Origin of the sequence: Bradyrhizobium sp., from assembly GCF_035570375.1 — a bacterium.
In the GTDB taxonomy this organism is placed as follows: Bacteria; Pseudomonadota; Alphaproteobacteria; order Rhizobiales; family Xanthobacteraceae; genus Bradyrhizobium.
Genome location: NZ_DATMLW010000092.1, coordinates 1 through 24,831 on the forward strand (window position 1 = coordinate 1; position 24,831 = coordinate 24,831).

Annotated in this window: 22 protein-coding genes; 13 read left to right on the top strand and 9 right to left on the bottom strand. The window is 60.5% G+C overall.

Annotation, left to right across the window (positions count from 1 at the left end; genetic code table 11):
- The coding region (locus VNX23_RS10155) for an adenylate/guanylate cyclase domain-containing protein (RefSeq protein WP_325629598.1) at nucleotides 1–1,707 on the top strand (1,707 nt) is incomplete at its 5' end.
- A gap of 340 nt (nucleotides 1,708–2,047) precedes the next feature.
- Here the strand turns inward: VNX23_RS10155 and VNX23_RS10160 are convergent.
- A complete protein-coding gene (locus VNX23_RS10160; RefSeq protein ID WP_325629600.1) occupies nucleotides 2,048–2,863 on the bottom strand; it encodes an HAD family hydrolase in 816 nt (271 codons plus the stop codon).
- A gap of 418 nt (nucleotides 2,864–3,281) precedes the next feature.
- Between VNX23_RS10160 and VNX23_RS10165 the strand changes: the two genes are divergently transcribed.
- On the top strand, nucleotides 3,282–4,163 hold the full coding sequence (locus VNX23_RS10165) for an ArdC family protein (protein WP_325629602.1): 882 nt from the start codon (nucleotides 3,282–3,284) through the stop codon (nucleotides 4,161–4,163).
- 1,291 nt (nucleotides 4,164–5,454) lie between these two features.
- On the opposite strand, the gene VNX23_RS10170 is transcribed toward VNX23_RS10165, so the two are convergent.
- Entirely contained in the window at nucleotides 5,455–5,871 is a 417-nt protein-coding gene (locus tag VNX23_RS10170) for a hypothetical protein (RefSeq protein WP_325629604.1), read from the bottom strand.
- Nucleotides 5,872–6,313: 442 nt separating this feature from the next.
- Here VNX23_RS10170 and VNX23_RS10175 point away from each other — a divergent pair, with 442 nt between their 5' ends.
- Nucleotides 6,314–7,759, top strand: coding sequence for a hypothetical protein (locus VNX23_RS10175; protein WP_325629606.1), 1,446 nt, complete (start codon nucleotides 6,314–6,316; stop codon nucleotides 7,757–7,759).
- Here the strand turns inward: VNX23_RS10175 and VNX23_RS10180 are convergent.
- Both VNX23_RS10180 and VNX23_RS10185 read right to left on the bottom strand, forming a co-directional pair.
- The gene (locus VNX23_RS10180; protein WP_325629608.1) at nucleotides 7,756–8,445 is read right to left on the bottom strand and encodes a class I SAM-dependent methyltransferase; all 690 of its coding nucleotides are present in this window, start codon (nucleotides 8,443–8,445) and stop codon (nucleotides 7,756–7,758) included. The two genes, VNX23_RS10175 and VNX23_RS10180, sit on opposite strands and share 4 nt — an antisense overlap.
- 5 nt (nucleotides 8,446–8,450) lie before the next feature.
- Entirely contained in the window at nucleotides 8,451–9,449 is a 999-nt protein-coding gene (locus tag VNX23_RS10185) for a glycosyltransferase family 2 protein (RefSeq protein ID WP_325629610.1), read from the bottom strand.
- 352 nt (nucleotides 9,450–9,801) lie between these two features.
- Here VNX23_RS10185 and VNX23_RS10190 point away from each other — a divergent pair, with 352 nt between their 5' ends.
- From VNX23_RS10190 to VNX23_RS10235, 10 genes are all read left to right on the top strand, one after another.
- Nucleotides 9,802–10,569: an ABC transporter substrate-binding protein gene (locus VNX23_RS10190; protein WP_325629612.1), complete on the top strand. Its 768-nt coding sequence runs from the start codon at nucleotides 9,802–9,804 to the stop codon at nucleotides 10,567–10,569.
- 15 nt (nucleotides 10,570–10,584) lie between these two features.
- The gene (locus VNX23_RS10195; RefSeq protein ID WP_325629614.1) at nucleotides 10,585–11,238 is read left to right on the top strand and encodes an amino acid ABC transporter permease; all 654 of its coding nucleotides are present in this window, start codon (nucleotides 10,585–10,587) and stop codon (nucleotides 11,236–11,238) included.
- Entirely contained in the window at nucleotides 11,235–11,966 is a 732-nt protein-coding gene (locus VNX23_RS10200) for an amino acid ABC transporter ATP-binding protein (RefSeq protein WP_325629616.1), read from the top strand. The genes VNX23_RS10195 and VNX23_RS10200 overlap by 4 nt, the downstream gene beginning before the upstream one ends.
- Nucleotides 11,967–11,978: 12 nt before the next feature.
- Nucleotides 11,979–13,268 (top strand): FAD-binding oxidoreductase, encoded by a 1,290-nt coding sequence (locus tag VNX23_RS10205; RefSeq protein ID WP_325629618.1) that lies wholly within the window; start codon nucleotides 11,979–11,981, stop codon nucleotides 13,266–13,268.
- A gap of 204 nt (nucleotides 13,269–13,472) precedes the next feature.
- Nucleotides 13,473–14,351, top strand: coding sequence for a xanthine dehydrogenase family protein subunit M (locus tag VNX23_RS10210; RefSeq protein ID WP_325629620.1), 879 nt, complete (start codon nucleotides 13,473–13,475; stop codon nucleotides 14,349–14,351).
- Nucleotides 14,341–14,832, top strand: a complete 492-nt coding sequence (locus tag VNX23_RS10215; protein ID WP_325629622.1) for a (2Fe-2S)-binding protein — start codon at nucleotides 14,341–14,343, stop codon at nucleotides 14,830–14,832. Before VNX23_RS10210 ends, VNX23_RS10215 begins: the two co-directional genes overlap by 11 nt.
- A complete protein-coding gene (locus VNX23_RS10220) occupies nucleotides 14,829–17,174 on the top strand; it encodes a xanthine dehydrogenase family protein molybdopterin-binding subunit (RefSeq protein WP_325629624.1) in 2,346 nt (781 codons plus the stop codon). Before VNX23_RS10215 ends, VNX23_RS10220 begins: the two co-directional genes overlap by 4 nt.
- Nucleotides 17,171–18,292 carry a ring-opening amidohydrolase gene (locus tag VNX23_RS10225; protein WP_325629626.1) on the top strand — a complete coding sequence of 374 codons (1,122 nt, stop codon included), beginning with the start codon at nucleotides 17,171–17,173 and terminating at the stop codon, nucleotides 18,290–18,292. The genes VNX23_RS10220 and VNX23_RS10225 overlap by 4 nt, the downstream gene beginning before the upstream one ends.
- On the top strand, nucleotides 18,292–19,491 hold the full coding sequence (locus tag VNX23_RS10230; RefSeq protein ID WP_325629628.1) for a hypothetical protein: 1,200 nt from the start codon (nucleotides 18,292–18,294) through the stop codon (nucleotides 19,489–19,491). Before VNX23_RS10225 ends, VNX23_RS10230 begins: the two co-directional genes overlap by 1 nt.
- Nucleotides 19,488–20,984: an amidohydrolase family protein gene (locus tag VNX23_RS10235; RefSeq protein WP_325629630.1), complete on the top strand. Its 1,497-nt coding sequence runs from the start codon at nucleotides 19,488–19,490 to the stop codon at nucleotides 20,982–20,984. Before VNX23_RS10230 ends, VNX23_RS10235 begins: the two co-directional genes overlap by 4 nt.
- Here the strand turns inward: VNX23_RS10235 and VNX23_RS10240 are convergent.
- From VNX23_RS10240 to VNX23_RS10260, 5 genes are read right to left on the bottom strand one after another with little or no spacing between them, the layout of a single operon-like run.
- Entirely contained in the window at nucleotides 20,981–21,346 is a 366-nt protein-coding gene (locus tag VNX23_RS10240) for a Rieske (2Fe-2S) protein (protein WP_325629631.1), read from the bottom strand. The two genes, VNX23_RS10235 and VNX23_RS10240, sit on opposite strands and share 4 nt — an antisense overlap.
- Nucleotides 21,347–21,367: 21 nt before the next feature.
- Nucleotides 21,368–22,072: an ABC transporter ATP-binding protein gene (locus VNX23_RS10245; RefSeq protein WP_325629632.1), complete on the bottom strand. Its 705-nt coding sequence runs from the start codon at nucleotides 22,070–22,072 to the stop codon at nucleotides 21,368–21,370.
- A complete protein-coding gene (locus tag VNX23_RS10250; protein ID WP_325629646.1) occupies nucleotides 22,065–22,847 on the bottom strand; it encodes an ABC transporter ATP-binding protein in 783 nt (260 codons plus the stop codon). Before VNX23_RS10250 ends, VNX23_RS10245 begins: the two co-directional genes overlap by 8 nt.
- Entirely contained in the window at nucleotides 22,847–23,893 is a 1,047-nt protein-coding gene (locus VNX23_RS10255; protein WP_325629633.1) for a branched-chain amino acid ABC transporter permease, read from the bottom strand. Before VNX23_RS10255 ends, VNX23_RS10250 begins: the two co-directional genes overlap by 1 nt.
- Nucleotides 23,890–24,762 (bottom strand): branched-chain amino acid ABC transporter permease, encoded by an 873-nt coding sequence (locus tag VNX23_RS10260; protein ID WP_325629635.1) that lies wholly within the window; start codon nucleotides 24,760–24,762, stop codon nucleotides 23,890–23,892. Before VNX23_RS10260 ends, VNX23_RS10255 begins: the two co-directional genes overlap by 4 nt.
- Nucleotides 24,763–24,831: the final 69 nt, after the last annotated feature.

The window sequence follows — 24,831 nt, forward strand, 5'->3', positions numbered from 1 at the left end:
CTCGCGGCCGATGTGGCTGGCTACTCGCGTCTTATGGGTGCCGACGAAGAGGGAACGCTCGCACAATTTAAAACCCACCGAAGGGAATTGGTCGACCCGAAGATTAGCGAGTACGCAGGGCGGATCGTAAAGACAACCGGCGACGGAATGCTGGTGGAATTCGCAAGTGTGGTGGATGCCATGCGGTGCGCTATCGAGGTGCAGAAAGGTATGGCCGAGCGCAATGCGTTAGTGCCCGAGTACAAACGAATCGAGTTCCGGATCGGCATTCACCAAGGCGACATCATTAGCGACGCCGGTGACACCTTTGGTGATGCCGTAAACGTCGCAGCCCGTCTTGAAGCGCTCTCAATTCCTGGAGGCATTTGCGTATCTTCGCGAGCCCAGGAAGACGCTCTCGGCAAGCTGGATGTAGCCTTCGAAGATATGGGCGACCGGCAGCTAAAGAACATCTCCAAGGCGGTAAGAGCGTATCGAATAGAACTGACTGGCGTGTCGCCACAATTTGCACGACAACATCTCGCGCTTCCCGACAAGCCGTCCATAGCCGTCCTGCCGTTCGCTAATATGAGCCGCGATGCGGAGCAGGAATACTTCGCCGATGGTGTGTCCGAGGACATCATCACAGCTATTTCCAAACTACATTGGTTTTTCGTCATCGCCCGAAATTCGTCGTTCGTCTACAAGGGAAAGACGGTCGACGTAAAACAGATCGGGAGCGAGCTCGGCGTGCGCTACGTGCTCGAGGGCAGCGTAAGAAAGTCCGGAGAACGGGTGCGCATCACTGCGCAACTCATCGACGCTTCCAACGGCAACCATCTATGGGCGGACCGCTACGACGGCGACTTGAGCGACGTCTTTGCCTTGCAGGACAGGATTACCAACAGTGTTGTCGCCGCCATCGAACCTCATCTGTTGGAAGCCGAGAGCGTCCGCTCGCAGCACCGGACCCCAATTGACGTCCGCGCCTGGGACCTGTTGATGCAGGCGAGCTTCCTGTTCTGGCGGCTAAACAAGACAGACGGTGACGCCGCGATTTCCATTCTTAGGCGCGCCACCCAACTCTACCCTGACTACGCGCCTGCCCACAGCATGCTCGCTTTCGCGATACTGTTGCTTGGGTATCTAGGATACGTCGATGTACAGGCGAATGAGGCCGCCGCACTGGCAGCCCGCGCCGCCGAACTCGATCGCAACGATCCGTGGGCCTATGTCGCGCTTGGATTTGCCGCATTCGCTGAACGACACACCGATGAATCAATAGCCCATTTCCAGCGCGCCCTGAATCTCAATCCGAACTTTGCTGCGGCTCATGGCTATCTCGGTTGGACACTGTCATTCGATGGACAATCCGACAAAGCCATCGTTCACTCACAAACCGCAATTCGCATGAGCCCGCACGATCCACAACAGGTGATTTTCCATGGCGGGCTGGCAGCGGCGCACTATCTCGCTGGTAGCTATGATGAAGCCATCAACAGCGCACTCAGTGTTTTGCGGTTCCGGCCGACCTTCAATGGGGCCCGCCGATTGCTGGTAGCTGCTTTGGCCCAGGCCGGGCGTCTCGACGAGGCACAGAGGGAACTCGAACGGCTGAAAAACTTTCAGCCCGATATTTCGCTCGCCTGGATCGAGAAGAATGTGCCCTACACACCAGGCCCAATGAAGAGCTACTTGGAGGGTTGGCGCAAGGTCGGACTCCAGTGACCAGAGGTCTGCTTTGGGGTCAATAACGGAAGTGGCACCGCTTGATCGGCATGTCCGTTCGACATCGACCCTGTGTTCTTCAACGATAGTGACGCCTAACCGCTTTGAGCGGCTTCGTCACGTCGTTGGCCTCCAATCGACGCTTCAGCTGCTTACCTTACCCGCCTTAAAGCGGCAGCGGTCTTGAAATGACTAAAGCACTGCTATCATTGGCGCACCCGACACGATTCGAACGTGTGGCCTTTGCCTTCGGAGGACGACGTCGAGCCTGTTGGGCTTCGCTACCATCTTAGTGCTCGTGGCGTTCGACGGTTTTATCGCGACAATCACTAACCGTGATCTACTCGCGCATCATCATTTGGACGCCGTTGTTGGCCGCGATTTTGTCGATGATTGCGGTTATGATCTCATCGAGACGTCTACCCTCAGAATAATCAGCAGGAGCGATAAAATCGGCGCGCTTATCGGTTATGAGCTTCTCTGCGCGCGCTTTTTTCTTAGAGCCAGGTTGATAGACCGCGATTGAATGGCCGCCTTGGTCTCTGACGAGCCGCATGCAGGGAATATCTGTCTCTCCGTCACCGATAAAGACGATGTTGGAGAACGGCATAGGACGATTTTCGTGCGGCACAAAGCGGTTGATAAGCCCGTGATCGTGAACGCTAAGCGAACCCTTATTAATTCGGAAAAGATACTGCGTCTTCGTAGTGTAGTTGATCGCTAACGCTGGCCATTTAGCGGCACCGTTTGCATCATAGGCGAACGACGAAGCGAAAACCTTTGTGAACTCCTTGCCGATCTTAGTTGCCTCGATCATCTCCTTAATGCCCGACGAGATGATGTAATGCTGGAGTTTCACATGCCGCTCTCTGGCGCGTGCATTAACGCGCTCAAACCAATCGGGCACGCCCCTGAATAGTTGGACGGTCTTTCCATGTCGCGCAAAGTCCCGTCTGCGTACAGGAACGTCCTTAGCCGCAGCGCGCTCCAGCATAAATGTCATGTAGGAGAGCACTTCGTCGGCTTCGTGCTTCGCGGCTCGCAGTTTGTTCTCGCCCCAGAACGCGGCCTTCTTCATACCGATTTCGGGGATGAAGCTGTTTTCCTGGATATTGCCGGGCGCCAACGTTCCATCGAAGTCATACGCGATGGCCATTGGTATCAATTTTCTAGGCATCGTTAGGCCCGATCCTCGATGGCGGCCCAAAGGTCCGACGGCGAGCGCATCCGCCATCGAAAGGCGAACTCTGTGGTTAACACAACTTCGATGAGCTGCATAATCTCAACCGGTTGCTTGCGAAATCAGGAGCCTGCCTCGTCGTGGACGATCGGTCCGACCCACAGAACGGACTTTAGCGTCTCGTCCGTCAAACCCTAATAATTTCTTAACGGCCCTTTTTGACCCGGGGATATTTCTAAGGCCGGTCTTCGCGCGCACGAGACGGGGGGCCTGTCCAAGGTACCCCGGGGATAGAAATGCGCCCAACAGCCTGACGCTCAACTGAGAGCCTTGCCCTACGCGGCTATGGAACGCGGCCAATCACGGTCGCATCAGCCATACCAGCGAGGCGAGGATGAAGCGTGATCTCTATGCAGAAGTGTCGGCACGCATTATTGCGGAGTTAGAAGCCGGCGCAGCGCCGTGGATCAAACCTTGGTCAGCAACTCCCGGCGCGAACACACCTTGCAATGCCGTGAGCAACCGGCCCTACTCAGGATGCAACGTCATCCTGTTGTGGATGGCACAAGCGGCTGGCTATCGCACGCCGCGCTTTCTCACCTTCAAGCAGGCGTTGGAATTGGGGGGCAACGTCCGCAAGGGCGAGCACGGTACCAAGGTCTATTTCGTGAAACAACTGCAAGTTCGCGACCAAGGCGCGGACGATAGCTCTTCAACTCGCCTGATCCCCATGATGCGCGAGTATACGGTTTTCAATGTCGACCAGTGCGAGAACCTTCCCGATAGCATCAACACCGGGAAGCCAATCCGCGTCCGTAATCCCGACACGCGCGATGAGCTTGCCGACGCATTCCTGCGTTCGACCGGTGCGGACATCCGCGAGGGCCATGGTGAAGCCTATTATGTGCCTAGCCGGGATTTCATCTCGATGCCTGCATTCGCTGGCTTCAAGGGTGCCGATCATTTCTACAACGTGGCGTTCCATGAACTTACGCATTGGTCGGGCCACAAGTCGCGCCTTGATCGGGATTTGAAAAACCGGTTCGGTTCACGCAATTACGCCGCCGAGGAACTCATTGCGGAGTTGGGCGCCGCGTTCCTGTGTGCCGAATTTGGTTTTGATGGGGACGTTCGGAACGCTGGCTATATCGCGTCATGGACGGAGCTTCTGAAGGCCGACAAACGGGCATTCTTTACTGCCTGTAGCCATGCCTCCAAGGCTGCGGACTACCTGCGCGGCTTGGCCCTAGCTGAACCGGCGGAGGTGTCGGCATGACAATGTCCAGCAATCGACATGAGCCCATTTTCGACATTCACCCGGTGACGGACGTTGGTATAGAGGTCTTTTATGCTGACACTTCGCTCATAAGCTTCGGCAGGAGCGGCGCTGGTTGGTTTTGGTGGCCTCGTCGGCGCGGGTCCTCACCGGATGGTCCAGCGACGGGTCCCTTCGCCACGAGCTACGCAGCGTATCGACACGCGATGAAGGATGAAATCCAGTTCGTAGACAGTGCCGGATGGGCGCCTACTCGTGTCGGTAGTGTGGGCGGAGGTGGGGACCGGTCTTCTATTGAAACTCTATGCGTTTGATTATTTGGGAGAATTCGCGCCGTTTGGATGACTCCCTCTCCGCCACGTTACATTGAAATCATTTTGTTTTTTCCACGAGCACAGCGAGCGCGATCAACAGCGCTGCGATAATCGCCAGCGTCAGTTGGCGACGACAAGATTTTTTCACTTATCCACAAACACGCCAAACCGTCTCTATGGATGATACCGGATAAGCAGAAGGCCCGGCATTCGCTTACCGGGGCCTTTTTTGCCCGAAGGGCTTTACAGACTTGTGCTCTCGCCTATCTCAGAGTCCGCCCGTCGGAGCTTTGGTAACCCCACCAAATAAAGCCCCCCTCTGTCGGGTTTGGCGGCCTCGGCGTTCCCCCGCGCCGGGGCCGTTCTCATGCAGGATCAGTATTTTTCTGAGGCAGCGCCTAATCGCAGGCAAACGGTCTTTGTGATGCGTATCAATGCAGCCATCCGACTTTTTACTTATCGTTGTCGAACCCAACTGCAGCGCTGTCGATTGGGGCAGGGCATTTGAAGGGCAGTTGGCAGGGGCCGCTCTGATTTCCTTCGCACGGGGCGGCCCCACCGGCGTTCAGCCCTGATCTCGTTTTTTCCCTGAAACCACCGCGGCTGGCGCGCGATGTGAGACCATTGAAATTGCCGACGAACGGCGCCGAAGCTTCGTTGAGTACGACGAAGTGCCAGCCTCAGTTCTCAGGTTCCTGGAGACGGTCAACCGGCATTGACTGCGCACCTTATTCCACTCGTTCGAAGGTCAGCGTCGAGACGATTGCTTACCGGTTAAACTTGACACGAGGGGAGCCGTCTTGGCTGCGGCTGCAACGCGACAGAGCGACTTAATTGATGCGGCGCCGTGAAATGGCGTGGTTTGCTGGCGCAATTTCTTCAGCAAACGTAGCGGCGTTCAAACCGCCTCCCTCGTCTTCGCTGTGTTTAGTTGCCGAGATTTCACCAGCGCACGGGCGTGCGTTGCGCGCCCGTGATCAATAGCCGTACTGATAACCCCAAACAGTGTATGGGCGACCCCAAGACCAACCAGAACCTGCGTACGGACCACCACTATAGTAACCTGAATAGGGGTAGGCATCATAGTAACCACCATAATAGCTGCCCACGTAAGGGTAACCACCATAGTAACCCCAGCGATTGGCGGTGACCGCAGCCGCGCCAACGGCTCCGACGCCGACGACACCGGCACCGTAACCGTATGCAGCGCGCCGGTAGTGTCGACGGGCAACGCCGGCAACGCTCACAGGAGTCCACGGACGGCCGATCCGCGCCTGAGCACTCTCTATCGACAACGAGATGCCGCGTTGCTCAGACCAGCCGAACGAAAGCAGTGCCGCGCATGCGAAGGTCGAGGTTGCTATTGCAACGTTTCTCAGATTCATCTGCATCATGGATGATCCAGCTCCACTATTTCCCGATTGAAGGATATGCCTTCGAGAAGGCTTGCGCCAGACGCCGCCGGCGGTGATTGACCAGGCATCGTCGGCGAGCCACCGAACCTCGCAATGCGCCTGCAGGGATTGGCTGATTGGCTGAGCCAAATATGGGGGTCACGGCAGAGAGCACGCGATGGCTTCCCGGAAATCTGTTCGAGCTTCAGGACCTCGGGATCCAAACTCTGAAAGGCATCGCCGGGCCGGTTCGAGCCTGTTCGGCGGAGCGCTGGCGCTTTCACAAGGCCAGATCACTAGCGGACGTACCAGCAAGGTCTGCACCTGAGCCTGAGCTGGCTGCAAAGGATTGCGAATTCCTTAATCCCTCAATCACGCCGGCGTGTACTACTCGACGAATACGACAAAAAAGAATTAAGACGTCCGCCATAAAGTGCCGGCCATGACTGATCACGTCATTGCGAGCGAACACAAGTCACTACCAATACAGGGCGCAATGCCCTGGCTGGTTGGCGCGGGCGTCTACGTCTTGCTGCTGTCGCTTGGACCGCAGTTGCTCAACGATCCAGATACCTATTCGCACGTCGCGGTCGGACGCTGGATGATATCTCAAGGCGTGGTACCAGACAGCGATCCGTTTTCCTTTTCGATGCATGGAAAGCCCTGGATCACTTTCGAATGGCTGTCGCAAATCCTCTACGCCGCAATCTATGCACTTGCCGGCTGGGCCGGCGTGGTGGCGTTGGCTTCGGCAGCGGTCGCACTCGCGCTCGGTTTGATGACGCAGTTCCTGTCGCGTGAACTGCCCCCGATTCCAAACTTTCTCATGGTCGCCGCAGCGATCGTACTGCTGTCACCGCATTTGTTGGCGCGGCCGCACGTCCTGACATTGCCCATAGTGGTAACGTGGGCTGCAGCACTCGTGCGCAGTATGGACCAGCGTGGGCCGCCACCTTACTGGGCGCTCCCGTTGCTTGTGTTGTGGGCCAATTTACATGGCAGCGTCGTGCTGGCGCTCGGGCTGATCGGACCCGCCATTCTCGAGGCATTGCTGACGGAGCGACGCGATGAATGGCCGCGCGTGCTGCTTCGGTGGATGCCGTTTGCGGCTTTGGCGCTCGCCGCGTGCTGCCTGACGCCTTACGGGGCGCAACCCTTGCTGATCCCGCTCACGACACTGGGCCTTGGCGAGGCCCTGGCCTGGATTAACGAATGGCGTCCGCAGGACTTTGGCCATCTCGGCGCCTTCGAGATCCTGTTGCTCGGCGCCATGTTTGCCTTGTCACGCGGTGTGACTCTTCCGGTGACGCGGATTCTTGTAGTTCTTGGGCTCGTTCATTTCGCGCTGAATCAGGTACGCAACGCCGATTTGTTGGCCGTACTCGCGCCTTTATATCTTGCAGGGCCAGTCGCTCGACAGCTTGGTTTGAAGGCGCACAACGCGCCGGCCAGCCCTGCGCGCTCGCTGAACTTGGCGGCCGTAAGCGTGATAGTTGCGGCCATCGCGCTACAGATGACGCGCGACGTGCGTCCGGCGATGATCAATACACCTGCCGCCGCCGTAGCCGATGCAGGCCTTGCTGAAGCAGGACCGGTGCTTAACGATTATTCGTTTGGCGGTTATTTAATCTTTGCCGGCATTCCTACCTTCATAGACGGTCGCGGTGAATTGTTCGGCGGCCATTTTATCGACCGTTACAACCGCGATATCTCTCTTGCCGATCTGAACGATCTTCTCAGGCTGCTCGACGACTACAAAATTCGGTCGACGCTACTGACGCCGGGCACGCCGGCGGTAGCGTTGCTGGATCGCCTGCCGGGGTGGCAGCGCGTCTATGGTGATGGTATCGCGGTGGTCCACAAGAGGCGAGCAGTTTCCGATCACTAGCCGCTGCGAGTACCGAAGGCGGCATACTGCGCGCCAAGCGGCAAGCCACTCAGCGCCCGCTCGACGCGACGCGCGAGATTCGCTTCCCATGGCAACAGCAAGAAATGGCGCGTGCCGATCTCACTCAGCCTTGCTTTGGACATCAACTCCAGCGTCCTGCCGGCGCCGAGCAGGACCGCGTCCTGGTCGAATTCGCAGCGCGAAACAGCAAGACGTGTCAGTGGATTCAAGGGATTGTGCTCTATTACACAGACGAGGCCACCGGGTCGCACGACGCGACGCGTCTCTCCTACAAAATGCACCCATTGAGCGGGGGAAACGTGGTGGATGACACAGATAGCGGTCACCATATCGAACGAGGCATCCTCGAACGGAAATGTTTCTCCGTCAAAATCGCGGTAGGCGACATCTTTGTTAGCAGCACGTGCCTGCGCGATGCTGGCGGAAGAAACGTCTATGCCTGTGAGGTGGCCAACCAGGCCGCGCAGCAGCGGATGAAAGCTGCCAACACCACAACCGACATCGAGCATCGCCGGCTTTTCTGACCCTAACCGCTTGGTGATCAGTTCACGCAACACATCGACCTTGGCTCGCATGAAAAAGCTGTGCGGTAGACCCGAAAAGTCGATCGAAGATTGGACTACATCGCGATAGTTGCTGTGGTATTCGTCGAATAATTCGGTCATGGCGCTTATTCGTGCACAGCGCGGACGGGCGCACGCGCCGGCGCGGATTGGTCGTGATCAAATCCAAGACGCTTTTGCACCACATAGAGCGGTCGGCCTTTAACTTCCGCGTGGATACGACCGACGTAGAGACCGACGATTCCGGTCAAAAGCATATTCATGCCGCACAACAGCGAGACAATGATGATGGTTGATGACCACCCGGCAACTAGACGACTGTCATTACTCATCCACAGTGCCATAACCCAGGCGCCATATAGCAATGCAAGCCCTGACACCGAGAGTCCGCACCAGATGGCGAGCCGCAGCGGTGCATCGGAAAAGCCCAGCGCCGCGTCCGCCGCGAGCCGCAGCATTTTGAACAGCGGATATTTCGTTTCGCCGGCGGCGCGCTCTTGCCGGTGAAAGGTGACTTCGGCCTGCCGAAACCCGAGCCAGGCAACCATGCCTCGCACAAACCGGTTTTGCTCCGGCATCTGGCGCAACGCATCGAGCACCTTTCGGTCGATCAGTCGGAAGTCGCCGACGTCGGCCGGGATATTGATCGACGACATGCTGTCGATCAGCCGATAAAACAAATGGGCCGTGCTGCGCTTGAACCGGCTTTCTCCCGCTCGCGAAAGTCGACGTGCATAAACAACATCGTTGCCTTCCCGCCATTTGGCGATCAATTGGTCGACAACCTCCGGCGGGTCCTGTAGATCGGCGTCCATGACGATAATCGCCTGACCTTGCGCGGCGTCCATGCCGGCGGTAATGGCGATCTGGTGACCGAAGTTGCGCGAGAGGCAAATATAACGGAAGCGCGGATCGCGCTTGGCAAGCTCTTGCAGCATAATCGGGCTGGAATCGTTGCTGCCGTCATCGACGAAGATCGCTTCCGCCGGCTCCGAGAGCCGGTCGAGGAGTTGATCGAGCCGACGCAGCAGCACCGGCAGCACCGCTTCCTCGTTGAATACAGGGACGATGATACTATAGCTGATTGGCCTGGAACCGGTCGCCATGGGTGGCTCCCACCGTAGTGAACCCGTGAAATTCTACGGGGTTGGTGGTTAAGGTAGCCTTGCCATAAGCGCTGTAATTTGCCCCGTTCCGGCTGGGAACGTGGACCGCCGCCATGATGTCGGGAGATCAGCAGTGAGCCGTTGGACCTGTTCTGCGTTCCAGGCTTTCGAAGTCGCCACGCCAGTTTGATTGACCATCTGCGAACGCGCCCCCCGCGAAGAGCCGAAAATCCCTCCCCAATATGCGCTTGGTCTCTCTCGTGGTCCTGGCCGTGGTGAAAAGGCGCCTTCGCGCCTCTCGACGATGCGGGCGAAATGCGTCAGTCTGTTCGAGAAAGATTTAGGGGGAACAATGGTTTTCAAACGTCTGCTTCGCTCCGCCGCGGCTGTGCTTTTCCTCTTCGCTGCGGGGCCGGCGTTCCCGCAGGGCGCGCTCAAGGTGGGTTCGACGCCGACCGGCGTGCCCTTTACCTTTCTCGATACCAAGACCAACAGCGTTCAAGGGATCATGGTCGATCTCATCACCGAGATCGGCAAGGATGCCGGATTTCAGGTGCAGATCGAGCCGATGCAGTTCTCGACGCTGATTGCCTCGCTGACGTCGAACAAGATCGACATCATCTCGGCGGCGATGTTCGCGACGCCGGCACGCAAGGAAGTGATCGATTTCTCGGACGCCGTCTACAGTTACGGTGAGGGCCTCATCGTGCCCAAAACCGACACCAGGAGCTATGTCGCGGCCGAAGATTTGAAGGGCGAAGTGGTGGGGGCACAGGTAGGCACTGCCTTTGTCGATGCGCTGAAAAAGACCGGGCTGTTCAGCGAAGTCAAGGTCTACGACACCATCCCGGACATCCTGCGGGACGTGAACACGGGTCGCCTCAAGGCTGGCTACGCCGACTATCCGATCCTCGCCTATAATCTCAAGCAGGGCAGCTTTCCGGAAGTTCGCCTGGTCGAATCCTACAAGCCGACCATCGTCGGCACCGTCGCCATCGGAATCCGCAAGGGCGACCAGGAGCTGCTGGCGAAGATCAATGCTTCGCTCGCGAGACTCAAGGCCAACGGCGCGCTGGACAAAATTCTGGGCAAATGGGGCCTCAGCGCGAAGGGTGCGTGAGCGCGACTTGAATCGATGGAAAAATTCCTTCGTGACGCCGCCGAATTCCTGCCGATCCTTTTGCAGGGCGTAGGGCTGACCATCGTCGTCACCATTGGTTCGCTGATCCTGTCCACCATTCTCGGGCTGGTTTGGGCGCTGTTGCGCGTCTCCGGTGTGCGCGCTCTCGCCGGACTGAGTGCCGGCCTGATAAATTTGATCCGCGGCATCCCGATTATCGTCCTGTTGTTCTATCTCTACTTTGTGATGCCCGACTTCGGCATCGCGCTGACCGCGTTGCAGGCGGCCATTCTCGGCCTCGGCCTCGCTTATTCGGCGTATCAGGCGGAGAACTTTCGCGCCGGCATCGAGGCCATCGACAAGGGCCAGATCGAGGCCGCGCAGGCGATCGGCATGGGTTGGTGGCTCACCATGCGTCGCGTGATCCTGCCACAGGCGGTACGCATCGTGCTGCCTCCTTACGGAAACATCATGATCATGTTGCTGAAGGATTCCTCGCAGGCCTCGACCATCACGGTGGCCGAACTCGCGCTCCAGGGCAAGCTGATCGCCTCCTCGACCTTCAAGAACACCAGTGTCTTTACGCTGGTGGCTTTGATGTATCTCACCATGAGCATCCCTCTCATCCTGCTGGTTCGGCATTTCGAGAAGAAGGCGGGCCATCGATGATCGAACTTCGCGATGTCCACAAGAGCTTCGGCCCGCTCGAAGTACTCAAGGGCATCGCCGCTTCCGTCAAAAAGAGCGAGGTGGTCTGCATCATCGGCCCGTCGGGTTCGGGCAAGTCGACTATCCTGCGCTGCATCAATGGCCTGGAGAGTTACGATGCCGGCGACATTCTGGTGGAGGGTGCGCGGGTCGACAGCCGTGCGCCGTCGATCGTCGCCATAAGGACACAGGTGTCGATGGTGTTTCAGCGCTTCAACCTGTTTCCACACCGCACGGCACTCGAGAACGTCATCGAAGGTCCGGTCTATGTGAAGAACGAACCACGCGCCGAGGCGATCGGTCGCGGCCGTGCGCTGCTGGCAAAAGTAGGGCTAGCCGAAAAGGCCGACACATACCCGGCGCAGCTGTCCGGAGGCCAGCAGCAGCGTGTCGCCATCGCGCGTGCGCTCGCGATGCAGCCCAAGGCGATCCTTTTCGATGAGCCGACCTCGGCACTCGATCCCGAACTCGTTGGCGACGTGCTTTCCGTCATGCGCAGGCTTGCCGACGACGGCATGACCATGATCGTGGTCACCCACGAAATGGGATTCGCCAGGGAAGTCGCCGACCGCGTGCTTTTCATTGATGGCGGCGTCATCGTCGAGCAGGGCGCGGCCAGGTCCGTTCTCAACCAGCCGCAGCATCCGCGAACCCAGGATTTCCTGCGTCGTATCCTGCATCCTTTATGACGGAAGACTCGAGTGAATCAGAAGTCCTTCGCGCTGCCGCCAAGCCTCTATGCCGACACTGCGCCGCCGCCCGTCGCCACGCCTGCGCTCGATGCCGACAGGAACGTTTCGGTGGCGATCATTGGTGGTGGCTTTGCCGGACTTTCGACCGCGCTGCATCTTGCCGAGCAGGGGACCGACGCAATCGTGCTCGAAGCCCGGGAGCCGGGCTGGGGCGCATCAGGGAATAATGGCGGCCAGCTCAATCCGGGCCTTAAACTTGATCCCGATGCGGTCGAGGCAACCTTCGGCGCCGACCTCGGTCGACGCATGATCGCGTTTGCCTACAACACTCCTGTTTTCACGTTCGAGCTGATCCGCCGGCTCGGAATCGCATGCGAAGCCCGTCAAAACGGAACACTGCGCGCGGCCTGTCACGAATCGCACGCTGCCGCCGTTGAGACTACCGCGCAACAGTGCATTCGACGTGGAATGCCGGTCACCGTTCTCGACCGCAACGCGCTTCGTGAGGTGACGGGCACGGATCGATATGCCCGCGCCATGTTCGACCCCCGCGGTGGCGACGTGCAACCGCTCAGCTATGCCCGCGGCCTTGTGCGCGCAGCTCTTGCAAGAGGTGCTGCGATCCATGGACAAACGCCTGCGATGTCGCTGCGGCGCGAAGGTGGACGATGGCGCATCGAGACCCCGCGTGCGGCGGTCCGGGCCGAAAAGGTGCTGATCGCTACCAACGGTTTCAGCGGAGATCTCTGGCCGGGCCTCTCCCGCACCATCGTGCCGCTGTTCAGCTCCATTGCTGCGACCGAGCCGCTTCCAGAAGAAATCGCGCGACAGGTCATGCCGACGCGATCGGTGCTGTATGAAAGCGGCCATATCACCGTCTACTACCGGCTCGATGCCTCCAACCGCCTGCTGATGGGGGGTCGCGGCCCGATGCACTGGATCAGGGATCCCTCGGCGGTGGCCTATCTCATGCGCTACGCGCCAAAACTTTGGCCCGCGCTTGAAGGCATCAAATGGACTCATGGCTGGAACAGCCGCCTCGCAATGACCGCCGACCACTACCCTCATGTGCACGAGCCCGCGGCCGGTGTGCTGATTTATCTCGGCTGCAATGGCCGCGGCGTCGCACTGGCCAGTGCAATGGGGCAGCAATTGGCGAGGCGGTTGACCGGCGGGGAGACGGCCGCGATCGATTTACCGATCACAGGCATCAAGCCAATTCGGTTCCACGCCTTGTGGCCGCTCGCCGTGAAGAGTGTCGTGCTCTACGGCAGAATTCGCGACCGGCTCGGGCTATAAAGCCCGATGGTGTTGAGGGTTCGCCATCGCCAGCGACCGTAATGCGCACAATGTTTGCGCAACCGGATGGCAAGTTGAGCAGGTTTTCGCTGCATCCGACGCAGATGGCGCGCGTCCGCTTTTGACTCGCGCGCCTTTGCGAATGATAATCGGCTCTGTTGCGTGCGGAAAGTCGAAACGCAAATGCGGGGTCGTCGGGCGCGAATGAAACCTGCTCCATTCAGATACGTCGCGGCCTCTTCGCTCGCGGAAGCGCTTGTCCTGAAGGCCCGATATGGCGAAGAGGCACGTTTCCTCGCCGGTGGCCAGAGCCTCATCCCGGCGATGAACTTTCGCCTCGCACGGCCCGCTGTCCTGATCGACATCAACGGCCTGACTGAACTCGCTTCGATCGACCGCTCGATGGCCCAAGCGATCCGCCTTGGCGCGCTCACCCGCTATTGCGCGATGGAAAAGGACGCCGGTTTTCTCGAAGCCTGCCCGCTGTTCGCCGATGCCCTTCCTCATATTGCTCATCCGCAAATCCGCAATCGCGGCACCATCGGCGGCAATTTCTGCCATGCCGATCCCGCCTCCGAATTGCCTGCCGTGGCGGTCGCGATGCAGGCCCGGATGTGCATCAAATCCTCGCGCGGCGAGCGCGAACTTGCCGCGGTCGATTTCTTCGTCGCACCGCTGACCACTGCTCTCAAGGACGAGGAAATGCTGCTCGAGATCGCCTTTCCAGTTCCCCGGCCGCGTTCCGGAGCCGCGTTCATGGAAGTGGCGCGGCGGCGCGGCGACTTTGCGCTCGCGGGCGTGGCGGCCATCGTGTCGCTGGATGAGGACGACCGCTGCTCGGGGATCAGGCTCGTATTTTGCGGGGTCGGCGAGACGCCGGTTGACGCCAGCACCTCCGTTTCCTCGCTTATCGGTCAGCGCTGCACGGACAAGGCGATCGCAGGCGCAGCCGCGGATGTGCGAAGGATGGTCGCGCCCGCCGGCAACATTCACGCGAGCGCCGAGTACCAGCGCCATATTGCCGAAATCCTCACCCGCCGTGCCATCGCCATGGCTTGCGATCGGATCGCCCATGCAGCCTGAGGGGCACGACATCGAACTCTCCGTCAACGGCGTGCAGTATCGCCGCGCCGTCGAAGCGCGAATGCTGCTTTCCGATTTTCTGCGCCACGAATTGATGCTGGCGGGCACCCATGTCGGTTGCGAACAAGGCGTTTGCGGCGCCTGCACGATCCTGCTTGACGGCGCGCCGGTTCGTTCCTGCCTGATGTTTGCGGTGCAGGCGGGCGGCCACGATCTCTTCACCGTCGAAGGCCTCATCGGGGCTTCCGGCGAACTCAATCCGCTTCAGCAGGCGATGCACGAACATCACGGCCTGCAATGCGGCTATTGCACGCCGGGGATTCTGATGACGATGACGGCGTTCCTGAAGCAGAATCCCGATCCATCCGAGCTCGAGCTGCGTGAAGCGCTGTCGGGCAATCTGTGCCGCTGCACCGGTTATCAAAATATCGTCGACGCCATGCTCAAGGCGGCCGAGATGATGCGGGCGGCCGCGCCATGACCACCCGTTTTTTCGGTGCCCCGGTCAAACGCAATGAAGACAGGAAGCTTTTGACCGGGCAGGCGTTGTTTATCGACGACGTCGAACTGCCGAACATGCTGCACGCGGCATTTCTGCGCAGCCAGGTCGCGCACGCAAGAATCCGGCGCATCGACGTGTCTGCCGCTCTCAAACGGCCCGGTGTCGTCGCCGTCTATACCGCAGATGATCTCGGCGCCTATTGGCAGGCGGGCCCGCTGCTGGTGCCGCCGCCGCCAATTCCCGGCATCATCTTCCATCTCAGAACCCAGGTGCCGCTCGCCAGGGACAAGATCCGCTATGCCGGCGAGCCGCTCGCCGTTATCGTTGCGGAAAGCCGCTACATTGCCGAGGACGCGCTCGACGACATTGTGGTCGATCTGGAAACGCTGCCTGCCGTCGTCGACCTCGAAGCCGCAATGGCAGCCGGAGCGGCGGTCGTTCACGACGATCTTGGCTCCAATGTCGCCTCTCACGTCCGCCAGGCCAAGGGCGACTATCGCCGCGCTGCCGCCAACGCCGATCTCGTCCTCAAACGCCGCTTTCGCTACGAGCACGGCATTTCCTCGCCGATCGAGACGCGCGGGATCGTGGCGCAGTGGAATGCGCGCGGCCAGCAGATGACGATCTGGGACACGACGCAGGCGCCCGTATTCGTGCGCAACGGACTGGCGGCGATTCTCGGCGTCTCCGAGCGCCAGGTGCGGGTGATCGCGCCGTTTATCGGCGGCGGTTTCGGACCGAAGATCATGATCTTCTATCCGGAAGAGGTGACACTGCCCTGGATTTCGATGCGGCTCAACCGCCCGGTGAAGTGGATCGAGGACCGGCTGGAGCATTTTGTCGCGACCACGCATGAGCGCGGCCAAATCCACGATGCGGAAATCGCGATTGCCCGCGACGGCCGCATTCTCGGCGTCAGGGACGTCTTTCTGCACGACAACGGCGCGTATAATCCTTACGGCCTGACGGTGCCGATCAACAGCCAGTGCACCATGCTCGGCCCGTATGTGATCCCGGCCTATGACAGCACGTTCACCTCTGTCTTCACTACTCTGCCGATCGTCACGCCCTATCGCGGCGCCGGCCGTCAACACGGCGTGTTTGTTATCGAACGGCTGCTCGATCTTGCCGCGCATGAACTTGCGATCGATCCGGTCGAGATCAGGCGGCGCAACCTGATTCCGCCGGACGCCTTCCCGTTCAACAACGAGATCATCTACCAGGACTTTGCGCCGCTGCAATATGACAGCGGCAATTATGAGCCCGTGCTCGACAAGGCGCTGGCGGCCATCGGATACGAAAAATTCGTCCACGAGGAGCAGCCAAAATTACGGGCCGAAGGTCGCTGTGTCGGCATCGCAGTGGCCTGTTATGTCGAGGGCACGGGGGTTGGGCCATACGAGGGCGCCAAGGTCCAGGTGCAGTCGAACGGCAGGGTGAGCCTCGTCACCGGCATCGGTACGCAGGGACAAGGACATTTCACGAGCTTTGCACAAATCGTGGCCGACCAGCTCGGCGTCGATGTGACCGAGGTCGATGTGGTCACCGGTGATACCGACCAGTTCTATTGGGGTGCCGGCACTTTTGCCAGCCGCGGCGCGGTGGTGGCCGGCAACGCCATCAGCGAGGCTTCGCAGGTGGTGCGCAGGAAGGCCTTGAAGCTTGCCGGCGAAGTCTTCGAGTGTTCGGAGGACGATCTGGTGATCGCCGACGGCAAGGTTTCGATCACGGGCATTCCCGAAAAATTCGTATCGCTCAGCGAGCTGGCCCAGCGCGCCAATCCCATGCGTGGCGCGGTGAAACCGGGCACCGAGCCCGGACTGGAGTCGACGCAGTATTTCGGACCGCCGAGTGGAACCACGGCCAACGGCGTCCATGCGATGGTGGTCGAAGTCGATCCCGAAACATTCGAGTTGCGGATTCTCAAATACGTCGTGGTGCATGATTGCGGCACGGTGATCAATCCGATGATCCTGGCCGGCCAGATCCATGGCGGCGTCGCGCAGGGGATCGGCAACGCCTTTTACGAGAAGCTTGCCTTCGACGACCAGGGCCAGTTGCTCAATGCCTCTCTCGCCGACTATCTGCTGCCGACCGCGCTGGAGATTCCGCGCATGGAGCTCGGCCACACGGCCACCGCCTCGCCGCTCAATCCGCTGGGAATCAAGGGCGCGGGCGAAGCCGGCGCCATCCCGGTCGGTGCGCTGTTCGCGCAAGGAATCGAGAATGCGCTCGAGCTGGCGCGCAAAGGGATCGAGCTTCTGGAAATTCCGCTCAGCCCGAGCAGGCTTTACGAGCTCACGAGGAAGGACGGCACATGAGAACCGCCCGCGTCTTCCGGCTTTCGATGGCCCATCCCGGAGATCTTTCTGCGCTCGAAGAGCTGATCGACCGGGGAACGATTCGCGCAGCCGAGGTGGTTGCCGTCATCGGCAAGACCGAGGGCAATGGCGGCGTCAACGATTTCACCCGCGGCTATTTCACGCAGACGCTGATGGCGCTGTTATCGAGATATCTGAACAGGCCGGTGACGCAGCTGATCCGTGAAATTCCCTGCGTGCTGTCGGGCGGCACTGAAGGCGTGATGTCTCCTCACTACAGCGTGTTCTGCATCGCGGACAACGCAACGGCTGAACGTCGATTTCCCTCGGCGCTTGCGATCGGCACCGCGTTTTCCGAACCCGTCCCGACCGAAGACGTCGGCCGGCGCGCGCATGTCGAGAGCGTCGCTTCCGCCGTGCGCGAGGCGATCGAAAACGCACGCATCGAACGGTTGGACGACGTGCATTTCGTGCAGGTCAAATGTCCTTGCGTGACGGCAGGCCGCGCTGCTGCCGCGATCACAGCGGGAAAGACCCCGCGGACCAGCGATCCCAACCGCTCGATGGCATTTGCCCGTGCCGCCGGCGCATTTGGCGTCGCCCTTGCGCTGAACGAAATCGCGCCCGGCGACTTTGACGATGAATCGCTGTTGAGCGATTTTTCCATCCAGTCGCCGCGCGCCAGCATTTCTTCCGGTGTCGAGGTCGAATGCAACGAGGTGGTCGTGCTCGGCAACAGTTCCGCCTGGGACGGATCGCTTCGTATCGCCCATCGTTCGATGAGCGACGCGCTGGATATCGGCGCGATCGTGGACGTGCTGGCCGATCTCGGCATCGAAGCGCGCCCGCAGGTCGCACCCGCCGCCGCCGGCCGGATTGCCTGCGTGCTGGTGAAATGCGAGCCCGATCGCCGCGGCAAGGTACGTGGGCATCGCCACACCATGCTTGACGATATCGACATCAACGCACAGCGGCACATTCGGGGCGCAGTCGCGGGCCTCGTCGCCGGCGTTATCGGTGAAGGACGCATTTTTGTCTCCGGCGGTGCCGAACATCAGGGGCCGGACGGCGGCGGATTGATCGCGGTCATCGCCTCGCAACAAAAGGCCGGCGCCTGATGCGTATTGCGATCATCGGAGCCGGTGTTGCCGGCTGCGTGATGGCCCGGAGTCTTTCGAGGCTCGCTGGCCTGGAGGTGATATGCCTCGAGCGTGTCGCGCAAGGCGATCATTCCGAAGCCGGCACGGGCCTCAACGTGGGTCCCAACGCGGTGAAGGCGTTGAAGCTGGTCGACCCCACCCTTGCCGCGGCGATCACGCAGGCGAGCTTTACCTGGGCGAGCTGGCGGATTTCGCTCACCGACGGTACCGAGCTTTTCAACCTACCGCTCGCCGACGTTGCCGACAGCGGTGGTTGGCGCATTCGCTGGTCGGAACTCTACCGCGTGCTGCGCGAAGCCGCCGGGCCTTCTGTGCGCTATGGCTGCGACGTCACCGACATCGGCCGCGATGGCTCCGATCGCAGCAAGTTGACAGTCGCCTGGACGCAGGAGGGAAAGGCAAATCGGATCGATGGCATCGATCTCCTGATTGCCGCCGATGGCCGCTACTCCCGTGTCAGGCGCGTCATCTCCGGCGAGCCGAAGGTCAGCTATACCGGTGTCGCGGTCTCCCGCCTGCTGGTCAGCGACACGTCGAACGGCCTGATCGACGATTATGAGCAATGGTTCAACGGCCCCAACCGCCTTTTGGCCTTCCGCGTGCCGCCCCATCATATCTACATCGCCTGCGCCTTTCCGATTCCCCCCGAGGCGGAAATCCCTTCCCGTCTGAAAATCCCCGACGCACTGCGTGCGGCCTATACGCCACACACTTCGCCGCCCTCTTCGCAGGCGCGCTGGCTGATCGACAATGTCTGTGCGCATGTGGCGGATACCCACTGGGCCCGCATGCAGGAGCACGACGTGCTCTATCGCGCCGCCGACTGCAACGTGCTTTATCTGGGCGATGCCGCACATGGAATGGTTCCGGCGCTCGGGCAGGGTGCGACCCAAGCCATCGAGGATGCGGCCGCGGCTGCCGCGCTGATCAAGCGCCGCCATCAAGAAGGAAAGTGCCACGTCGAGGACTGGCTGGCGGAGATCGAAGGGTTGCGAAAAGACCGGATGAGGTTTGTGATGCAGTTCTCGCTTGAGGCAACCGATACGATGCTGGAAGGCGCCGATCCCGTAACGGGAAGCCGGCGCAAGAACGAAGCGCCGTTCCGACAGCGGCTGAAGTCGCTTTACAACGATGTCGGACTGCCGCTGCAGCCATGACCACCCGTCAAACCATCATTCGCGACGGCCTTGTCCTTGACGGCCAGGGCCGCGCGCTGCCGCAGGACGTCCTGATCGAGGACGGGCTGATCGTCGCCATGGAAGCCAGAGGCTTCTCGGTTTCGGAGGATGCCGAGCCGGTTTCGGCAACCGATAGGCTGTTGATTCCTGGACTCGTGAATTCACACACCCATTCTCATGGCGCGCTCAATCGCGGCGGTGTCGAGGACAAGGTTTCGCTGGAAATGTTCCTGACCGGAGGAGGTGCAAGCACGCGCTCGCGCGGGATCGATGACAAATATCTCAGCGCGGCGCTTTCGGCCGCCGAAATGATCAGAAGGGGCTGTACCGCCTGTTTTGACCTTTCGCTCGAGTTTCCGGCGCCGTCGGTCGACGGCATTTCGGCGGTCGGCCGAGCCTATTCCGACGCGGGAATGCGCGCGGTGATCGCGCCGATGATCGCGGATCGAACCATCTATCAGGCGCTCCCAGGATTGCTCGAGGCGCTGCCCGAGGATTTGCGCCTTCGGTTCGGCAGCGTCGGCGCGACGCCGACAGAAACGACGTTCGAGGCTTGCGGACAAATTCTCGCAAATTGGCCATTAGACCGCCGATACATCCGTCCAGCCCTCGGGCCGACGATTCCGCTGCACTGCTCCGACGGTTTTCTGGCTGAATGTTCGCGTCTCGCCGTCGAGCATGGCATTGCCATACAGACGCATCTGGCTGAATCGCGCGCACAGGCCGCAACCGGACAATCCCGTTATGGCATCAGCCTGGTCGCGTATCTGGAAAAGCTAGGCTTCCTGTCGGATCACTTGAGCGTTGCTCACGCCATCTGGCTCGGTCACGACGACATCAGGCGGTTGAGCGCGCATGGCGTGAAGGTCGCGCATAATCCCTCGAGCAATCTGCGGCTCGGTTCGGGCGTGGCGCCGGTTCGCGAGATGCTGCGCGAGGGCGTTGCGGTAGGCATCGGCACCGACGCCAGCAATACGTCCGATGGCCAGAACATGTTCGAGGCCGTGCGGCTTGCGTCCTATTTGTCGCGCATCGACGGATTTGCCTCGCAGGAGTGGATTTCGGCAGGCGAGGCGCTTGCGATGGCGACCGAAGGCTCGGCCAACGTTCTCGGTTTCGAAAAAATCGGCCGGCTCGCGGCCGGATACGAGGCGGACATCGTGTTCCTGCGGCTCGAAAGCCCGCATTTCGTGCCGCTTCGTACGCCCCTGATCCAGATGGTGTTTGGCGAGAATGGCGGCTCGGTGGATACCGTCATGGTCGGCGGACGTGTCGTTTTCCGTAACGGCAGGCTGTTGACGCTCGATGAGGCCGCATTGCGGCGCCGCGCCGAGGAAGCCGCGCACAGGCTCGACGAAGCCAATGCGGAGATTTTCGTTTCCGGTGCAAGAGTCTCCCGCCTGGTCGGAGCGTTCTGCGCGGCACAGGGATGCGACATGCACTCGCCGCGCAGGAAACTTCGCATCAGCTAGGATAAGCCGACTTGAGCGCCAGGTTTCCGGATCGCGGACGAAGCAACTGCCTCCGCGTCGATCCACACCTGATCCTCTGCGATGCGAACCGGGAACAGCCGCAATGGCGGGCTGGTCCAGCCGTCAGAAATGCGCCCGTCGGCGAGATCAAACGATGCCGCGTGGCGAGGACAGAACAATCGCCCCATCGAAAGATGACCCAGACAAAGATCGGCTTGTTCGTGGGGGCAGGTCCGCTCGCAGGCTTTAGCCCGCTCGCCATCCCAGATCAGGATCAGATCGACGCCGGCCACCCGCGCGCAGAGAATCGTCCGCTCGGTCAGGCGGTCCAACGGGCATACCGATATCCACTGTTCAGCCAACAGTACCGTCCCTCGCGCTGTTCATCCGCCGAGATAGGCTTTGCGCACGTGCTCGTTCTCGATCAGTTGCTTGCCGGGTCCGGAGAGCACGATTTTGCCGCTCTCGAGCAGGTACGCGTTGTCGCACATTTCGAGCGCGGCAAACGCATTCTGTTCGACCAAGAGAACCGTCGTGCCGGCGTCGCGGATTCGCCGGATGATGGCGAATGTCCGCTCCACAATATTCGGCGCGAGCCCGAGCGAAGGCTCATCGAACATGATCAGGCGTGGCCGCGACATCAAGGCCCGGCCGATCGCCAGCATTTGCTGCTCGCCGCCCGACAAGGTGCCTGCGGCCTGACGGCGCCGCTCGGCCAGGCGCGGGAAATCCGCATAGATCCGGTCGCGGTCGGCAACGATCTCAGCCTTGCTGGTGCGCAGATAGGCGCCCATCATCAAGTTTTCCTCGACCGACATGTGCGGGAAGACCTTGCGGCCCTCGGGGCAGTGGGCGATCCCGCAGGCCAGCACGCGCGGCGGCCGCGCGCCGGTAATATTCCTGCCGTCGAACACCATGGATCCGGAACGCGGCGGCACCAGCCCGGAGATCGCGCGAAGGGCCGTGCTCTTGCCGGCGCCGTTCGCCCCGATCAGCGCGACCAGTTGCCCGAGCTTCACGTCCAGCGAGATGCCGCGCAGCGCCGTGACACCGCCATATCCGCACACCAGATCGCAGATCTCAAGCATGCATCGCTCCTTGCCCGAGATAGGCCTCGATCACCGCCGGATCATTGCGAATGACCTCCGGCGGGCCTTCGGCAATGATCCGGCCGTAGTTCAGGACCACGATGCGATCCGAAACGCTCATCACCATAGGCATGTCGTGCTCGACAAGTAGAATCGTGACGCCATGGCTGCGGATCTTTCGCACGAGCTCGACAAAATCCTGGGTTTCCGAAGCGTTCATGCCCGAGACGGGTTCGTCGAGCAGCAGCATCGACGGCTCCGCCGCGAGCGCCAACGCCACCCCGACCAGGCGTTGTTCTCCATAGGAAAGCGAGCCCGCCGGATCAAAGGCGCGACGGTTAAGCCCGATCCATTCGAGAAGTTCGCCGGCGCGTTGATGAGCCTTTCGTTCCGAGCTGCGCGCCCGCGGCAGGCCGAGAATGGCCTCGATCAGGCCTGTTCTTCCCTGCCGATGCAGTCCGATCATGAGATTGTCGTAGACGGTGTCATTCGGGAAAACACTGGTGCGCTGAAAGGTGCGGATCAAACCGAGGTCGGCGATCTCATGCGGTTTCAATCCGTTCAGCGTCGTTCCACGGTAACTGACCGTACCATGGGTTGGGCCAAGAAAGCCGGTGATGACGTTGAATGCGGTAGTTTTCCCGGCGCCGTTCGGTCCGATCAAGCTGACGATCTCTCCTTCCCTGACGGTGAAGTTGAGATTCGAAAGCGCAACCAGGCCACCGAAGCGAATAGCGACCTGTTCGACCTTCAGGGCGATGGTCGGCGCCGTCATCATGCGTGCTCCTCGGCGCTCGATTTCGAGAAGGCGACCGGGCCGACCGCTCTGACTTCCTTGCGCCCCTTCGCGAATCGCTGCATTAGCGAGGGCACGATGCCGCGCGGCAGAACAAAGAGAATGACGATCAGGACCCCGCCATAGGCGATCCACTGCGCCTCGGGTGTCATGATGGGACGCAGAAACACCGGCATCAGACCGAAGATCAGGCCACCGACGACGGGGCCGGCGAGAGACCCTTTGCCTCCGCTGATGACCATGATGACCATGGTCACCGTATTGATGAACGCGAACACTTCCGGATCGATAATCCGGATGTAATGGGCATAGAGGCTGCCGGCCGCGCCCGCGATGGCTGCCGAGATCACCGCAGCGAGCGTGAGCGTTCTTGTCACATCGATCCCGACCGAAATTGCCAGCGCCTCGTTTTCCATCAGCCCGCGCATGGCCCGGCCGAAATGCGAGTTAACGAGGCGCGAGATCAACGCATAGGCCGTTACCGCAACGGCCAGCACGAGATAGTAGTTCTGCAATTTGGTGCGCAGCACCAGCTCTCCGAATCCGGGCAGCGGCAACGCGATCGACGGAATGTTGTTGAGTGCCAGAGGTCCCTGTGTCAGTTCGACCCAGTTCAGCGCAACCAGCCGGACGACTTCGGCAAAGGAGATGGTGACGATCACGAAATAGGCGCCGCGAACGCGAAACGAGAGGCGTCCCACGAAGTAGCCGCATAATCCCGCGATGACGACCGCCAGCGCAAAGCCCGCGATCGGCGGCCAGGGATCGTGAACGACATGCAACCCGCCCGGCAGCGGAACGTCGAAGCCGAGCGAGGTGAGCGCGCTTGTGTAGGCGCCAATGCCGAAGAAGGCGACGTGACCGAGGCTCAGCTGACCGGTGAAGCCGAGCAACAGGTTGAGGCTCATCGCCGCGATGATAAAAATGCCCGTGGTAATCAGCGCGTTCAACAGATAGGGATCGCGCAGCCACAGCGGAACCGAGGCAAACGCGGCGACGGTGAGAATGGCGACGCCCGACCTCATCCCACGCGCTCCGAGCGCGCGAAAAGTCCGGTCGGCTTGAAGATCAGAACCGCGATGATGATCAAAAAGCCCATCGCATCCCGGTATCCCGATGAGACGTAGCCGGCTCCCAATTCCTCGGCCAGCGCCAGCATAAAGCCGCCGATGACCGCGCCCGTGATGTTGCCAAGCCCGCCCAGTATCACGATCGCGAAGGCCTTGACGGCCGCAAGGTCCCCCATTTGCGGAAAGATCACATAGACCGGGCCGAGCAGGGCGCCGGCCGCCGCCGCCAGACTCGATCCGATCGCAAAGGTCGACGTATAAATGAGGTCGACGTTGACGCCCATCAGCGAGGCGGTGTCCTGGTCCTGGAACGTCGCACGCATCGCACTACCGAGTTTTGTGCGGTTGACAAGGAGATAGGTGGCGACAATCAGCAGCGCCGCCGCCGCGAGCACGAACAGACGCAACCACGCGACAGAGACCGGACCGAGGACCAGAGGTTCGTCCGGGAAGGGTGTTGCCACCGATTTCGCCACCCCGCCCCAGATCCACAGCGTGCCGGACTGCATCGCGATCCAGGCGCCGATCATCACCAGCATTGTGGTGTCGATATCGGAGCCCCGCAGTGGCCGCAGCAGGATCAGCTCGACGGCAGCACCCAGCAGCCAGCCGGCAATCACGGCAACGGGCAGGGCGAGGAAGAAATTCAGCCCAAACTGATTCACCACAATGAACATGATGTAGGCGCCGAACGTGTAGAGAACCCCGTGCGTGAAGTTCACGACGTTCATGATCCCAAAGATCAACGTCAGCCCGATGCCCAACAGCGCGTAAGTGCCGCCCAGCACCAGCATGTTGACGAGATGTTGCAGAAACTCGCTCAAGGCGGCTCCCTAGCTTCGAGGCAGGCCGAGGCCGCAGATAGGCCGCGGCCCCGTCCTTCGCGATGCGGC

Coding starts and splice junctions, on each gene's coding strand:
- VNX23_RS10235 (WP_325629630.1), top strand. CDS start 19,488: ATGACCACCCGTCAAACCATCATTCGCGACGGCCTTGTCCTTGACGGC.
- VNX23_RS10225 (WP_325629626.1), top strand. CDS start 17,171: ATGAGAACCGCCCGCGTCTTCCGGCTTTCGATGGCCCATCCCGGAGAT.
- VNX23_RS10190 (WP_325629612.1), top strand. CDS start 9,802: ATGGTTTTCAAACGTCTGCTTCGCTCCGCCGCGGCTGTGCTTTTCCTC.
- VNX23_RS10250 (WP_325629646.1), bottom strand. CDS start 22,847: ATGACGGCGCCGACCATCGCCCTGAAGGTCGAACAGGTCGCTATTCGC.
- VNX23_RS10175 (WP_325629606.1), top strand. CDS start 6,314: ATGACTGATCACGTCATTGCGAGCGAACACAAGTCACTACCAATACAG.
- VNX23_RS10160 (WP_325629600.1), bottom strand. CDS start 2,863: ATGGCCATCGCGTATGACTTCGATGGAACGTTGGCGCCCGGCAATATC.
- VNX23_RS10230 (WP_325629628.1), top strand. CDS start 18,292: ATGCGTATTGCGATCATCGGAGCCGGTGTTGCCGGCTGCGTGATGGCC.
- VNX23_RS10210 (WP_325629620.1), top strand. CDS start 13,473: ATGAAACCTGCTCCATTCAGATACGTCGCGGCCTCTTCGCTCGCGGAA.
- VNX23_RS10195 (WP_325629614.1), top strand. CDS start 10,585: ATGGAAAAATTCCTTCGTGACGCCGCCGAATTCCTGCCGATCCTTTTG.
- VNX23_RS10165 (WP_325629602.1), top strand. CDS start 3,282: ATGAAGCGTGATCTCTATGCAGAAGTGTCGGCACGCATTATTGCGGAG.
- VNX23_RS10200 (WP_325629616.1), top strand. CDS start 11,235: ATGATCGAACTTCGCGATGTCCACAAGAGCTTCGGCCCGCTCGAAGTA.
- VNX23_RS10180 (WP_325629608.1), bottom strand. CDS start 8,445: ATGACCGAATTATTCGACGAATACCACAGCAACTATCGCGATGTAGTC.
- VNX23_RS10220 (WP_325629624.1), top strand. CDS start 14,829: ATGACCACCCGTTTTTTCGGTGCCCCGGTCAAACGCAATGAAGACAGG.
- VNX23_RS10215 (WP_325629622.1), top strand. CDS start 14,341: ATGCAGCCTGAGGGGCACGACATCGAACTCTCCGTCAACGGCGTGCAG.
- VNX23_RS10170 (WP_325629604.1), bottom strand. CDS start 5,871: ATGATGCAGATGAATCTGAGAAACGTTGCAATAGCAACCTCGACCTTC.
- VNX23_RS10185 (WP_325629610.1), bottom strand. CDS start 9,449: ATGGCGACCGGTTCCAGGCCAATCAGCTATAGTATCATCGTCCCTGTA.
- VNX23_RS10245 (WP_325629632.1), bottom strand. CDS start 22,072: ATGCTTGAGATCTGCGATCTGGTGTGCGGATATGGCGGTGTCACGGCG.
- VNX23_RS10255 (WP_325629633.1), bottom strand. CDS start 23,893: ATGAGGTCGGGCGTCGCCATTCTCACCGTCGCCGCGTTTGCCTCGGTT.